This window comes from Fructobacillus sp. ESL1117 (assembly GCF_058508565.1).
In genome coordinates this window covers 1,136,287-1,150,208 of record NZ_CP196385.1, presented here as the reverse complement: position 1 = coordinate 1,150,208, position 13,922 = coordinate 1,136,287, and the positions used below count along the sequence as shown (strand labels likewise).

The following is a 13,922-nucleotide window of genomic DNA, read 5'->3' as shown; positions in this document are numbered from 1 at the left end:
CGCACATCCTCATTCTTTCGCTAAGTCAACCGCCCAATGACCAATGTCATGACGGTAAACTAAGTCACCATGGGTCTTATCCAAAACATCATATACTAAGGCTTGCGCACGCACCGTGTCCTCGCCATGACCAACAACCGTGGCCACACGACCTCCGCTAGCAACCAAGCCATTTTCAGCAAGTTTAGCACCAGCATAATGGACCGTCAATGGTGACAACTCGACCGTCGTTGGTACCACACCACCCTTTTCGGGTGCCTGTGGATAGCCTGGCGCAGCCAATACCACCCCTAAGTATACATCATCGCTTTGCCAGTGTACTTCGGGCTTTTTACCTGCTAGCAAATCCAAAATCAATTGATAAAAATCAGATTGGAGCTGAGGCAAGACCACCTGGGCCTCTGGATCACCAAAGCGAACGTTAAACTCAATCACCTTTGGCCCGGCTGCAGTTAACATCACTCCGGTATATAAGACACCGGTAAAGGGTGTTCCCCGATCAGCCATAGCGGCTAACATGGGCATTACTAATTCATCAACTGCCTGTTTCGCATCTGCTGGACGCAACCAAGAAAGTGGGCTATAGGCCCCCATCCCACCAGTATTTTGTCCACGGTCATGGTCATAACGACGCTTATGGTCTTGGGCCATTGGTGTATGCACAACCCGGCCATCTTGGCCGACTAAGGAAAAGATGGAAAATTCAACACCGTTCAAGAATTCCTCAATCACTAATTTAGCAACCGGGTCTTTCTGATACAAGCTTTGCAGATATTCATCGGCGCTCGATTGGTCTTCAATAATCGTAACCCCCTTACCAAGGGCCAACCCATCAAGCTTAAAAACCATTGGCCAATCAAAATTTGCAATCGCTGTCTTGGCTTCGTCTTGGCTTGTCACCGTAACAGCCTTAGCCGTTGGAATTTGGTTAGTGGTTAAAACTTCCTTGGCAAAGGTCTTTGACCCTTCCAATTGTGCAGCAACGGCATTGGGGCCAAAAATCTTCAAACCGGCGGCCTCAAAACGGTCGACAATCCCTAAAATCAAAGGATCTTCGTTGCCAACGAAGGTCAAATCGACCTGTTGCTCTTGAGCAGCCTGCACCAAGGTGTCTAAGTCGTTTGCTCCAATGGGTAACCGAGTCAGGTTTTCTTCCTGCATGCCATCATTACCAGGCGCTACGAAAACTTCATCGACCTGGGGACTTCTCAAAAATGTTTGGGCGAGCGCATGTTCACGTGCACCTGAACCAATTACTAATACCTTTGCCATAACGATTGTTCCTCTTGCTTAATGCTTGAAGTGACGACGACCTGAGAAGACCAAAACCAAGCCCAATTCATTGGCCTTATCAATTGAGTCTTGGTCCTTGATTGAACCACCAGGTTCAACCACTGCCTTGATACCGTTTTCAGCGGCATAAGCCACTGAATCGTCCATGGGGAAGAAGGCGTCGGATGCCAAAACAGCATCCTCAAAGCCAGGCTTTGTCTTAGCCTTTGCAATGGACATCTTCACTGAATCGATTCGGTTCGGTTGACCAGCCCCAACCCCCAATGTTTGGCCATCGCGGGCCACTACAATGGCGTTGGACTTGGTATGCTTAACAGCCTTTTGGGCAAAGACCATTGCCTGCAACTGTTCGGCAGTTGGCTGTGCCTTTGATACTACCTTAAAATCAGCTGCCGTTTCGGACAACAAATCACGATCCTGGGCCACAAAGCCACCCAAGACAGAAGTGACTTCAGTCTGATTTGGAATAGCCGTTGTAAAAGGCAAAGTCAAAAGACGTAAGTTCTTCTTCTTAGCCAAAACTTCATAGGCTTCCTTGGTAAAGCTTGGGGCAATAATGATTTCCAAGAAAATCGCGTGCATTTTTTCGGCAGTTGCCAAGTCAACTTCGCGGTTCAAGGCAACAATACCACCAAAAATTGAAATATCATCAGCAGCAAAGGCTTGGTCCCAAGCTGCTTCAACCGTTTGACCCTGACCAATTCCGGCGGGGTTCATGTGCTTAACTGTGACGACTGTCGTTTCCTCATATTCAGCGATGATGCGTAAAGCCGCATCGGCATCGCGGATATTATTGTAAGACAATTGCTTCCCGTGCAAAATATCAGCATTTAAGATTGAATACTTTTCAGGCAAAGCGCTCGTATAAACGGCAGCGTTTTGGTCTGGATTTTCCCCGTAGCGCATGTCGTCAAACTTTTCACCAGAAATCGTCAATTGTTCTGGGAATTCCTTGTCAGTCAAGTAAGAAGCAATCAAGGCATCATAAGCGGCTGTGTGTTGGAAGACCTTCGTTGCCAATTGGCGGCGGAACTTTTGGTCGTTTTCGCCACTCTTCAAGTGGGCAATCACTGCTTCGTAATCAGTTGGATCAACAACTGGCAAAACAGCAGCAAAGTTCTTGGCTGCCGAACGCAACATTGATGGGCCGCCAATATCAATGCTTTCAATCGCATCCGCATCGGTTACGTCAGGCTTCAAGATGGTTTCCTTAAATGGGTACAAGTTTACAACTACCAGATCAATTGGTGTAATGCCATGTTCTTTCAAAGTCGCCATGTGTTCAGGCAAGTCACGCCGGGCCAACAATGCACCGTGCACGCGGGGGTGCAAAGTCTTAACACGACCATCTAACATTTCTGGAAAGTTCGTAACCTCTTCAATCCCAATCACATCCAAACCAGCATCGGCCAAAGCCTTGTGTGTACCGCCGGTTGAAACCAATTCAAAGTCTAATGCTACTAATTGCTTGGCAAAGTCTACCAAACCCGTCTTATCGGAAACACTTAACAAGGCCCGTTTCATTGTAAAAATACCCCTTTTTCTAGTAAATCAGCTAATACTGCTGGATAAAGTTCATGTTCAACTGCGTGAATTCGTTCAGTCAAATCTGCCAGTGAATCTTCTGGCATTCGTGGCACAGCCTGCTGGGCAATCGCTGGTCCAGTATCAATGCCGTTGTCGATGAAGTGCACGGTCACACCCGTTTCCCCTACACCAGCCTCATAAGCATCGAGGATACTATGGCGACCTGGGAACTTAGGCAACAACGCAGGGTGCAGATTCACAATTTTTTGCGGAAAGGCGCAAAGCAGTGTTTCTGTTAAGATACGCATATACCCGGCCAGCAAAATACCATCAACTTGGTGCTCCTGTAATTCGGCAACAATCGCTTGTTCGGCAGCCGCCTTATTTTCATAACTTGGGTACCGAACCTTAAAAACCGGAATAGCCCACTTCGCTGCGCGCTGGATAACCGGCGCATCCTGGTGGTCAACCACGACTAAAACGATTTCTGCCGGTAGGTCCTGATTAACAATTGCTTCCTGCAGGGCGGAAAAGTTTGTTCCCGTTCCAGAAGCAAAAACCGCCAACCGGGCCTTTCGTTGCTTTATTTTTCTGGCCATGGCGCATCCCCCTCAAAGAAGACCGGTTCACGATCTGCTTCAGCTGGCACGATTTCACCGATCCGATAGGCTGGTTCAGAGCGTTCTGCCAATTGATCCAAAATCACACCCGCTTTGTCAGCCGGAACCATCAAAACCATGCCCAAGCCGTTGTTAAAGGTCAACAACATATCATCGAGCGATAAGTTACCGGCCTCTTGCAACTTCTTAAAGATGGGCAAAATCGGCCATGTGCCCCAGCTGATTTTTGCTTGAACATTCTTTGGTAATGCTCGTGGTAAGTTTTCAACAAGGCCACCACCCGTAATATGGGCGGCTGAGTGTACCAACTCCTGCTCAACCAATGGCCACAAGGCGTTAGTATACAACTTCGTTGGCGCCAAAATTTCTTCCTGCAAGTGATCTGGCAAATCATTAAAGGCTTTGGCATCATCATGGATACCCAAGACCTGACGAACCAGCGAATAACCGTTGGAATGAACACCAGAGGATGGCAATCCAATCAAAACATCGCCTACCTGAACGGTCTCATTTGTTAGCAATCGGCTTTTTTCAGCCACACCAACCGCAAAGGCAGCTAGATCATAGTGATGAGGCTGGTACAAACCGGGCAATTCTGCGCTTTCTCCCCCAACCAAGGCAATTTGCGCTTCCTTAGCCGCCTTGGCAATCCCCGTCACGATTTCAGCAGCAACTTTTGGTCGCATCTTATCGACGGCCAGGTAATCCAGCATAAAGGCTGGCTTGGCACCCTGAGCTAAAATATCATTCACAACCATCCCAACCAGGTCTTGACCAATCGTATTATGCCGGTTAGCGGCAATTGCTAAAAGGAGCTTAGTGCCAACACCATCAGTTCCGGAAATCAGGACCGGTTCCTGCATACCCGCATCAAGGGCATAAACAGACCCAAATCCCCCTAGTCCGGAGACAACATTTGGTGTGTAAGTATCCGCAACGGCCTCGGCCATTAACTCAACGGCCTGGTTACCGGCCTCAATGTCAACCCCAGCTGCCTCATAAGCGTTGTGCTCTTTTGCCATTTAATTTGCTCCTTCTACTCGCTGATCTTCTGCTGGATTTTGTGGAACATACAAGCTGGTTGGTTCTTCAGCAAAAGTGACCTCACCACTTGCTTTGGCTTCAGCCATTTCTGGGCTATAATCATAAATCGGGCTTGGATAATGGCCGCTAAAGTAAGCCGTCGTTAAGCCAGTTTCACCATCTGGCATCTGCAAACCGATTGATGCCACCAAAGCCTCGTTACTCAAGAATTCCAATGAATCCGCTTCGATTAATTCAGTCATTTCGTCCAAGCTATGATTATTGCCCATCAATTCAGCCCGGGTTTGGACATCAATCCCATAAAAAGCTGGGTACTTAAAGATTGGACTCGCAATCCGAACATGGACTGATTTCGCCCCAGCTTCTTTGAGCATCCGGACAATATAACGACAAGTTGTACCACGAACCAAGGAGTCATCAACGAGGACAACGTTTTTGTCCTTCACCACAGCTTCAACGGCAGATAACTTCATCCGCACGGCGCGTTCGCGCTTATCTTGGGTGGCCTCGATAAATGTCCGGGCAATATACTGATTTTTGACCAAGCCCATTTCGTTTGGCAGTCCAGCGCCTTCGGCATAACCGCTGGCGGCAGACAAACTGGAGTTTGGTACGCCAACAACGATATCAGCTCCAGGAACCGGCTGTTCCTTTGCGAGCGCAGCCCCCATTCGCTTCCGCGCTTGGTGAACATTAATGCCGTGAATATCCGAATCAGGACGGGCGAAGTAAACATATTCCATCACATCGACATTCAATGTCGTCTTTTCTGTGTAATGAGTGATGTTCATGCCATCCTGATCAATACGAATCAACTCACCAGGTTGGACATCACGCACATACTTTGCCCCAACAACATGGAGCGCAGCCGTTTCGGAAGTAACCACGTAAGAACCATTATCCGGCATTTGTCCAATAACAAATGGTCGAAAACCGTGTGGATCCAACATGGCATACAAAGCGTGTGGGGTCAGCAACAAGAAAGCAAAGCCACCACGCAATTGATTCAAGGCGTCCTTGATTTTTTCATCAAAGGTCTCGGCCTGTGAGCGACGAATCAGGTGCAAAATAATTTCAGAATCCGATGAGGACTGGAAAATAGAGCCATCTTCTTCCAACTGGTTGCGCAATGTTTGTGCATTAGTTAAGTTCCCATTGTGGGCCAAAGCCAGTTGCATGTCATGAAAATTAGCCATCAAGGGTTGGATATTTTCAATTCCATGGGCCCCGGCCGTTGCATAACGCAAGTGGCCAATCGCTGCCTGGCCCTTGAGGGCTTCCAAACGACGGGGGTCAGCAAAAACTTCGGCAACAAGGCCGATCCCGCGTTCCTGCCACAGGTGTCCCTGATTATTGGCAACAATACCAGCTCCTTCTTGACCACGGTGCTGCAAAGCGTGCAGACCATAATAGGTCAAATTGGCCGCATCATCACGACCCCAGACACCAAAGATGCCACATTCTTCATTTAATGATGAGTAAGCCACTTGTTCGGTCACTTCATTCACATATTGATCCATTGGTGTGCTCCTTATTCAGCCATCAATTGCGGAATCGCGTCTTGATAGCTTGCCTTGGCGGCCTTTTGGTCAACCATTACTTGGCCATCCTGTGTTTGAATGGCGATGACTGCATCCGTCGTTACTTGACCCAACTTAGCAACCACTGCCTTCGTTTCGGTCATCTTTTGTTCAAAAGCAACTGCTTGTTCGCTCGGTACTGACAATACAAAGCGGCCTGGCACTTCCGCAAACAGTTGTGCAGTCGTTCCTGGAAAATCAGCTTGCACTCCAAAGTCATTTGGGAAGGTCGCTTCAGCCAAAGCCACGGCCAAACCACCTTCGCTTAAGTCGTGTGCACTGGTAACCAAACCGGCTTCGATTGCCTGCAAAACAAATTCCTGATTTACTTGGGCAGCGTCTACGTCAAAATCAGCTAACTGACCAGCAATTTCACCAGTCTGCATCTTTTGAATTTCGCTACCGTTAAAGGAATCCCCAATAGTTCCTACCAGGTAAACCTGGTCGCCTTCGTTTTGGAATTCGGCACGGGTAATGTGTTGATTATCAGCAATCAAACCAACCATGCCGACCATGGCTGTTGGCAAGATGGCCTGGTTGTCAGTTTCGTTATAAAGACTGACATTGCCAGAAATAACGGGAGTATTTAAGCGCTTGGCCATCTCCGTGATGCCTTCAACTGACTGATGTAACTCATAATAAACTGCTGGATTATCGGGCGAACCAAAGTTCAAGCAGTCCGTCATTCCGATTGGCAAAGCACCTGTCGCTACCAGGTTTGAGGCAGCTTCGGTCACAGCCATTTGACCACCCACAAAGGGGTTCAAGTAGGCGTAGCGACTGTTAACATCGGTCGTCATCGCCAAAGCCTTCTTTGTTCCGCGAATGCGCACAACCCCAGCATCCCCGCCCGGCTTGACCACAGTATCGGCACGGACTTGGGAATCAAAGTGACGAAAGAGGCTGGCCTTGGAGGCAATCGTTGGCTGTGCCAAAAGATCAAGCAAGACCTGGTTGGCATCTGCCACGTTTGGTTGGTATTGGTCAGCACGAGCTTCCTTCAAACGAGCAGGTTCTTCCTGGGCCAACTTTGGCTCAGGTGCGTTTGTCAAAAAGTCAATGTCCACATCAGCCACTGTTTCGCCGTGGAAGTTCAAACGGTAACGGCCGTCGTCTGTCACCGTACCAACTGCAACGGCATCCAAACCGGCCTTTTCAAAGAGGTCGATTACTGGTTGTTCCTCGCCCTTTTGGACGACCAGCAACATCCGTTCTTGTGACTCGGACAACATCAATTCGTACGGTGTCAACGAAGCTTCTCGTTGGGGAACCAAATCAAGGTTCAATTCGATTCCAGTACCGGCCTTTGAGGCCATTTCAGAACTTGATGACAGTAAACCAGCAGCGCCCATGTCTTGGATTCCGATAATGCTCTTACCATATTTCTTAATAGCATCAATCGTGGCGTCCATCACCAACTTTTCCAAGAAAGGATCTCCAACCTGAACAGCAGAACGGTCGGATTCTTCTGTTGATGAAAATTCTGCTGAGGCAAAGCTTGCCCCATTGATGCCGTCTCGACCAGTTTTCGCGCCAACATAGATAATCGTGTTGCCTGACCCCTTAGCCTGACCAACTTGCATTTCATTTTGGTTAACCAAACCAACTGACATCACGTTGACCAGTGGGTTTCCCGCATACGATTCATCAAAGGCAATTTCACCACCCAAGTTCGGAATCCCGATGGCATTCCCATATCCGGCAATCCCGGCAATGACACCATCAACGATTTGACGGGTCTTGGCATTGTCTAATTGACCAAAGCGCAAAGAATCCAAAACGGCGATTGGTTGGGCACCCATGGAGAAAATATCGCGTAAAATACCACCAACACCGGTTGCAGCCCCCTCATAAGGTTCGACAAAGGAAGGATGATTGTGGCTCTCAGCTTTAAAAACGACGGCCTGGCCATCCCCAATATCTAAGATACCGGCACCTTCACCAGGGCCTTGTAAGACACGTTCGTTTTTCGACCAGAACTTGCGCAACGCGGGCTTTGACTTCTTGTAAGAGCAGTGTTCTGACCACATTCCAGAAAAAATACCAGCTTCGGTATAATTTGGCTGGCGGCCAAGGTGTTCCACAATCAAATCATATTCATGGTCTGTTAGGCCCCAATCGGCATAAATCCGCTTTTCAGCGATCATATCTGGGCTGGGCTCATTTGCCATTGGGTTAGTTTGTTGGGTACTCATCCAAATTCTCCTTTAAAACGGATGTCTTGCTTAAGCGTGGGCTTTTTGATCAACTGCGTGTAAGAGGCTTTCGAAGAAAGCACGGCCACTGTCATTACCAGTTAAAGCATCAACAGCTCGTTCAGGGTGGGGCATCATGCCATAAACGTTGCCTGCCTTATTTGTGACACCGGCAATTTTATTCATTGAACCGTTAACGTTTTCTTGGTAGCGGAAAATGACTTGCTGGTTATCTTCCAACTCTTTGAGAGTGGCTTCATCAGTAACATAGTTTCCTTCACCGTGAGCGATTGGAACCTTCAAGACCGCCCCCTTACCCATCGTGTTGGTAAAGTTACTCTCTGCATTTTCCACCACTAAGTTGACTTCATCGCAAATAAAACCAGGCTGCTCATTAACCAGGAGTTGACCAGGCAACAGCCCAGCTTCCGTCAAAATCTGGAAACCATTGCAAATACCAACAACCAACTGACCGTTTGCAGCAGCGGCCTTCACAGCGTCCATTGCCGGTGAAAACTTAGCAACAGCACCTGAACGGAGATAATCACCGTAAGAAAAGCCGCCTGGAATAAAGATGGCATCGTATGCTGAAAGGTCACTGGCCTGATCGTCTAACAAATCAACATCAACATCAAACGATTCCAAAGCGTGATACATATCCATATCACAATTAGAACCTGGAAAAGTAATGACAGCAGCTTTCATGGGTGGTCTCCTTTTTAAATTTCTTCCAAATCGTAAGTATAGGTTTCGGTATTATGGTTAATTAATAATTCTTCAACCAATGATTCAACTTCCTTGGCAACGGCAACCTTATCGACACCGGTTAACTTCACCTGGAAGTATTTTCCTTGACTAACATCTTCGATTCCTTGGTATTCCAAGCGCTCTAAGGCTGATTTAATAACAACCCCCTGCGGGTCCAAAATTGATGGCTTGTAGGTTACGTAAATTTTTGCCAAATACATTTTTCCTGTACTCCTTTTACTTCAACGCGCCTTGGAGGCGTGCCAATACATCCTGGTAGCCAACACGCAAGTCCCCCTGCTTTTGGCGGAAAACATCTTTATCAAGTGACTTGCCCGTCTTTTGATCAACCAAACGCATGTTATCCGGTGAAAGTTCATCGGCCAAGATGATTTGCCCATCAGCTAAACGGCCAAATTCTAATTTGTAGTCAAGTAACGTAATGTCAACCTTGTTAAACAAGGCCACCAAGAGTTCGTTGACCCTGTCAGCCAACCCATAGACCGTCTTTAAATCAGCTTCGCTGGCAAAGCGCAAGGATACTGCCTGTGAGTCGTTCATAAAAGGGTCATCCAGCTCATCCGACTTGTAATACAGTTCCTGCACACGGGGTGACAACTTTTGCATTGGTTCGACCCCGAAGCGAGAAACAAAGTGCCCCGCTGTATAGTTACGAGTAACCACTTCCAAAGGAATAATGTCCACCTTCTTCACCAGCTCATCGGTTGCAGAAATTGACCCCAACCAATGGTGTTGCAAGCCTTGGTTAGACAGGTAAGTAAAAAGGAGATTTGAGATGTTTGAATTTAACTCGCCCTTGCCACTGTATTCTTCCTTAACTTTTCCGTTCAAGGCTGTGACCTGGTCCATGTAATGCATCCAGATAATGGCCGGATCATTAGTCGCAAAGACCTGCTTAGCCTTTCCTTCATACAGCAAGTCACCGCGGGTAAGCTGCTGTCCGTCAAATTCAACTGTATTTTCTATCATTTTTCCTTACTCTCCTGATTAAATTGTTTGGAAATATGTGCTTAAATCTGCAATAGCCGGTTGACCAACCACCGTAAGGTGACCCATTTTCCGACCGGGCTTGACGGCCGCCTTGCCATAATCATGGAAATGCCAATCGGCATGATCAGGGAAGGCTTGGCGTGCCTTTAACAATTCATCGCCAAGTAAATTGACCATCATCGCACGGTCATGGAGCTTAATTGCTGGAATTGGTAGGCCGACAATGCTGCGAATATGTCCTTCAAACTGAGAAATATTGCAGGCTTCAATCGTGTAATGACCAGAATTATGTGGCCGTGGCGCTAACTCATTGACCCACACCTGATTGCTCTCCTGGTTAACAAAGAGTTCGATGCCTAAGACCCCGCGCAAGTCAAGCTGATCGGCAATCGTCTTGGCAATTTCATGGACTTGGCTATCTTGATCTTTGGCAATCGCTGCGGGAATCATGCAGGTCTTCAAAATATGATTTTGGTGGACATTTTCAGAAATTGGCCACGTGACCAATTGACCCTGCTTCGTTCGAGTTACCATGACGCTGACTTCCTTGGTAAAGGCAATCTTTTCTTCTAAAATCAGCACGCCACCAGGCCAATTCCCCTTCAACTCTTCAACATCAGCAGCGGTGTTCAAGTCAAATTGACCATGGCCATCGTAACCACCACTAACCGTTTTTAAAATAGCTGGCAAGCCCACCTTGGTGATCGCCTGCTCTAAATCCGCTGGGCTCTCAACCCGGGCAAACTTAGCAACCGGTACTTGTGCTTCATCACGAATAAAGGCTTTTTCCGCCAAACGATTACTGGTGATTTCTAAGAGTCGCACGCCCTGTGGGATATAGGCATCCTTTAATTCCTGTAAGGCCGCTTGGCTGACGTTTTCAAATTCATAAGTCAAAACATCCGACCGATCCGCCAACTCTTGGAGGGCCATTTGATCGTCGTATTCAGCCACGATTTGGTCATCACAAACTTGAGCGGTGGGACAGTCTGGGGTTGGATCTAAGACCAGTACCTGATAACCCATTTCTTTTGCTGAAAGGGCCATCATTTGCCCCAACTGACCACCACCGATGATTCCGATGGTCTTCCCTGGTTCGAGGTAACGGTTTGCCTCTGTCATTGCAACTCCCCTTCGCTTTCAATCGAGCTAGCAGTTTGCTTAGCGCGGAAATCAGCCAAATTAGTGGCAACTTCTTCATCTTGTAATGACAAAATCGAAGCGGCATATAGGGCCGCGTTCTTGGCACCAGAATTCCCGATGGCCATTGTGCCAACCGGCACCCCGCCGGGCATTTGAACAATACTCAAGAGTGAATCAAGACCATTTAAGTTACTGGACTTAACTGGGACCCCGATGACGGGGATTGTTGTACTGGCAGCTAACATGCCAGGTAAATGAGCGGCCCCTCCCGCTCCGGCAATAATAATTTCTAAGCCATTCTCTCTGGCCTGTGACCCAAACTCCTGTAGTTGAACTGGCATTCGGTGGGCTGAAATTACGTGCTTCTCTGCTGCAATCCCTAAGTCTTGCAACAAATCAACAGCCAGCTTCATCGTTGGCCAATCACTTTTAGAACCCATCACCACTGCTACGCGCGCTGTCATGCGGTACGCCTCCTGTATTGTTCGTGTTTTATCTATATAGAGCCACTTTAAAAAAATGCAGTTCGCTTTAAAGACATGATAACAAAACTAACATGACTTGTGTTCGTTATTTAATAATAATTTTCTCATATAAAGAGGGAATTCCAGACCAAAACCGAACAATCGTTTAAAACCCGCATCTTTCCTATGTATTATCTGTAATAAAAAAATGCCAGAATGTTAAATAACATTCTGGCATTTCTAGTGAAATTAGCCTAATTTAGATTTTACTGCAGCACGGCGGTCACACCAGTTCAGATAAATCTTAGCTGTTGACGATGACAGGGCCACCGCAAGGGCGAAGATAATCAGAGCCGAATAGTCCAGGTGACTGATTTCAAAGACCATAAACATTGCCATCAATGGTGCTTGCTGAGAGGCTGCTAATAGGGCAACGGCACCAATCAAAGCAAACTGCCATGGTAAGATTCCTGGAAAAAGTGGTGCCAAGGGCACGGAGAAAACCAAGCCCAAGACACTTCCCAATGCAATCGAGGGTGTCAATGTACCACCAGTACCACCAGCGTAGAGACTCAAGAAGGTCATGACAAATTTAGCTAAACCAAGGGCAATGAAAAAGTACAGCAAGTGATGGTTCGTTTGCAAAAAAGCATACTGGGCCGTGGCACGGCCATTCCCCATCACGTAAGGGAAGACCCAGGCAGTTAGCCCAGTGACGATTCCGACCAATGGCATCGTCACCCAAAGCCACTTTCCCTTTGCCTGGTATTGCTGTGCCCAAGCAAAGGCTTGCTTGGCCCACGCCCCAAAGATTCCGGCAATTGGGCCGATAATCAAGGAAACGACCAATAAAATCAGTGAGAAGTGGTCAGCCTTTGATAAGGCATAGTATGGATCAAAGCCCTTAACAATCGCTCCCATTAAAGCAGCAATCGTCGACATAATCAAAGCCACCGAAATGGTCTTCACAGATGCTTTCTTCAATAGCAGTTCAACGGCAAAGAGCATCCCCGTAATTGGCGAGATATAAACACCGGCAAAACCAGCACCAGCCGCGGCCGCCAAGAGTAGCTTTTGGTCCTCTTGACTTAACTTCAAGAACTGCCATTTAGCTGTTTTCTTTTGATAAGCTTGGGCTAGCATGACCCCGGCCTGCCGAGGTGCTAACTCACGACCAACGGACCCACCCGTTCCGACAAAGAACATCTGAGCCAAGACGTTGAAAGCCGTCTTAATTGGTGGCATTTCGTCACCCTTCAAGGCAGCATTAATACCAACGATTTTGCGGCCACGAGAACGAATCGCCCACCAGACAAACCCGGCAATTGTTGATCCGATGACAACCGATAGAAAACGGCGCATTGGACTAGCGCTGTTTGGGCTATAGTGCCGGAACGATTCATGAAAATGTAAGAACAAAACTTCCACATGTTCTAAAAAGAGTGACAGCAAGAGTGCAGCAAAGCCGATAACCACCGCCAAGACGATTGTCGCAATCCCCAGTGACCAAAAGGCGCTGTCCTCTTCTTTGAATTCAGCCGCTAACGGCTGTTGATTTTGATTAACCATAATTTCCCCTTTAGATCGGTAATTGGATTATTTGAAAACAATTAAATTCTGACAATTTCATTGGGCAAATCAGGGTCTCCTTTTGGCCGAAAATGGCTCAACCATGCGCAGAATAAGTGGTAAATAACCGCATACTAATGTACATAATTTGTCCAGAAAATGCAAGAATCTGGTTAAAAGTCTTTACTATTGAATTCCGCTTTTATGCCAGCTTGATTTTTACCGGAAAAGAACGGTCGCGTTATAATGCAAGAATAAATGCCTGCGGCCATTATTGTGCTAATCGATTAAAGTTCAACTTGTCATCAATGTCTTTAACTTCCCTTTTTTGAGCAGTACACTAATTGATTTGGCTGAAATTGAGCAAAAGACTTTTTGAGAAAAGAAACGCCCCTAAAAAATAAAGTCTAACACTTTGGCTTTCCTATCAGCACATATCAATATTCCTTTGAAAAAAGTACTATCAATATTCGAAGGTTTAAATTATGCTGTACATTACTATGCTGCTTTGATCGGAATTATCATTTTACTAACACATGCCAAAAGCTTTTTTAAGAAACTCGACTTACTTGAAAAAATAGGATTTACCATTACTAGCATTGGTATTATTATTCCCATAGTGTATGGCCTTATCAACGGATTCTTACACCACTAAAATTCGACTTAATATAATGTAAATTAACGAAAACAAACTGGGGAATCATGAAAATAAACACAGAATAATACAGA

Annotated in this window: 12 protein-coding genes; all 12 read right to left on the bottom strand. The window is 46.9% G+C overall.

All coding sequences use genetic code 11. The annotated features are described in order from the left end of the window. Nucleotides 1-9 precede the first annotated feature (9 nt). On the bottom strand, nt 10-1,272 hold the full coding sequence (gene purD / locus ACSYSH_RS05355; protein ID WP_491702235.1) for a phosphoribosylamine--glycine ligase: 1,263 nt from the start codon (nt 1,270-1,272) through the stop codon (nt 10-12). An 18-nt stretch (nt 1,273-1,290) separates the two neighbouring features. Further along, the gene (gene purH / locus ACSYSH_RS05350) at nt 1,291-2,817 is read right to left on the bottom strand and encodes a bifunctional phosphoribosylaminoimidazolecarboxamide formyltransferase/IMP cyclohydrolase (protein ID WP_491702236.1); all 1,527 of its coding nucleotides are present in this window, start codon (nt 2,815-2,817) and stop codon (nt 1,291-1,293) included. Further along, the gene (gene purN / locus ACSYSH_RS05345; protein ID WP_491702237.1) at nt 2,814-3,419 is read right to left on the bottom strand and encodes a phosphoribosylglycinamide formyltransferase; all 606 of its coding nucleotides are present in this window, start codon (nt 3,417-3,419) and stop codon (nt 2,814-2,816) included. The genes purH and purN overlap by 4 nt, the downstream gene beginning before the upstream one ends. Continuing rightward, nucleotides 3,404-4,462 carry a phosphoribosylformylglycinamidine cyclo-ligase gene (gene purM, locus ACSYSH_RS05340; RefSeq protein ID WP_491702238.1) on the bottom strand — a complete coding sequence of 353 codons (1,059 nt, stop codon included), beginning with the start codon at nt 4,460-4,462 and terminating at the stop codon, nt 3,404-3,406. The genes purN and purM overlap by 16 nt, the downstream gene beginning before the upstream one ends. After that, on the bottom strand, nt 4,463-6,004 hold the full coding sequence (gene purF, locus ACSYSH_RS05335; protein ID WP_491702239.1) for an amidophosphoribosyltransferase: 1,542 nt from the start codon (nt 6,002-6,004) through the stop codon (nt 4,463-4,465). An 11-nt stretch (nt 6,005-6,015) separates the two neighbouring features. Then, complete coding sequence (gene purL / locus ACSYSH_RS05330; protein WP_491702240.1) at nt 6,016-8,259, bottom strand: phosphoribosylformylglycinamidine synthase subunit PurL; 2,244 nt, start codon at nt 8,257-8,259, stop codon at nt 6,016-6,018. 30 nt (nt 8,260-8,289) lie between these two features. After that, on the bottom strand, nt 8,290-8,964 hold the full coding sequence (purQ, locus tag ACSYSH_RS05325; RefSeq protein ID WP_489816172.1) for a phosphoribosylformylglycinamidine synthase subunit PurQ: 675 nt from the start codon (nt 8,962-8,964) through the stop codon (nt 8,290-8,292). A gap of 14 nt (nt 8,965-8,978) precedes the next feature. Then, nucleotides 8,979-9,227, bottom strand: coding sequence for a phosphoribosylformylglycinamidine synthase subunit PurS (gene purS, locus ACSYSH_RS05320; RefSeq protein WP_252773287.1), 249 nt, complete (start codon nt 9,225-9,227; stop codon nt 8,979-8,981). Between the two features lie 16 nt (nt 9,228-9,243). Next, a complete protein-coding gene (locus ACSYSH_RS05315; RefSeq protein ID WP_491702241.1) occupies nt 9,244-9,996 on the bottom strand; it encodes a phosphoribosylaminoimidazolesuccinocarboxamide synthase in 753 nt (250 codons plus the stop codon). An 18-nt stretch (nt 9,997-10,014) separates the two neighbouring features. Next, complete coding sequence (gene purK / locus ACSYSH_RS05310) at nt 10,015-11,139, bottom strand: 5-(carboxyamino)imidazole ribonucleotide synthase (protein WP_491702242.1); 1,125 nt, start codon at nt 11,137-11,139, stop codon at nt 10,015-10,017. Further along, the gene (purE, locus tag ACSYSH_RS05305; RefSeq protein ID WP_252773290.1) at nt 11,136-11,624 is read right to left on the bottom strand and encodes a 5-(carboxyamino)imidazole ribonucleotide mutase; all 489 of its coding nucleotides are present in this window, start codon (nt 11,622-11,624) and stop codon (nt 11,136-11,138) included. Before purE ends, purK begins: the two co-directional genes overlap by 4 nt. Before the next feature lie 249 nt (nt 11,625-11,873). Continuing rightward, nucleotides 11,874-13,193, bottom strand: a complete 1,320-nt coding sequence (locus ACSYSH_RS05300) for a chloride channel protein (protein ID WP_491706147.1) — start codon at nt 13,191-13,193, stop codon at nt 11,874-11,876. Nucleotides 13,194-13,922 lie beyond the last annotated feature (729 nt).

What these genes read in the sequence shown, in the direction of transcription:
- purF (WP_491702239.1), bottom strand. Translation starts at nt 6,004, where the DNA reads ATGGATCAATATGTGAATGAAGTGACCGAACAAGTGGCTTACTCATCA.
- purQ (WP_489816172.1), bottom strand. Translation starts at nt 8,964, where the DNA reads ATGAAAGCTGCTGTCATTACTTTTCCAGGTTCTAATTGTGATATGGAT.
- purK (WP_491702242.1), bottom strand. Translation starts at nt 11,139, where the DNA reads ATGACAGAGGCAAACCGTTACCTCGAACCAGGGAAGACCATCGGAATC.
- purD (WP_491702235.1), bottom strand. Translation starts at nt 1,272, where the DNA reads ATGGCAAAGGTATTAGTAATTGGTTCAGGTGCACGTGAACATGCGCTC.
- purH (WP_491702236.1), bottom strand. Translation starts at nt 2,817, where the DNA reads ATGAAACGGGCCTTGTTAAGTGTTTCCGATAAGACGGGTTTGGTAGAC.
- purN (WP_491702237.1), bottom strand. Translation starts at nt 3,419, where the DNA reads ATGGCCAGAAAAATAAAGCAACGAAAGGCCCGGTTGGCGGTTTTTGCT.
- purL (WP_491702240.1), bottom strand. Translation starts at nt 8,259, where the DNA reads ATGAGTACCCAACAAACTAACCCAATGGCAAATGAGCCCAGCCCAGAT.
- purM (WP_491702238.1), bottom strand. Translation starts at nt 4,462, where the DNA reads ATGGCAAAAGAGCACAACGCTTATGAGGCAGCTGGGGTTGACATTGAG.
- ACSYSH_RS05315 (WP_491702241.1), bottom strand. Translation starts at nt 9,996, where the DNA reads ATGATAGAAAATACAGTTGAATTTGACGGACAGCAGCTTACCCGCGGT.
- ACSYSH_RS05300 (WP_491706147.1), bottom strand. Translation starts at nt 13,193, where the DNA reads ATGGTTAATCAAAATCAACAGCCGTTAGCGGCTGAATTCAAAGAAGAG.
- purS (WP_252773287.1), bottom strand. Translation starts at nt 9,227, where the DNA reads ATGTATTTGGCAAAAATTTACGTAACCTACAAGCCATCAATTTTGGAC.
- purE (WP_252773290.1), bottom strand. Translation starts at nt 11,624, where the DNA reads ATGACAGCGCGCGTAGCAGTGGTGATGGGTTCTAAAAGTGATTGGCCA.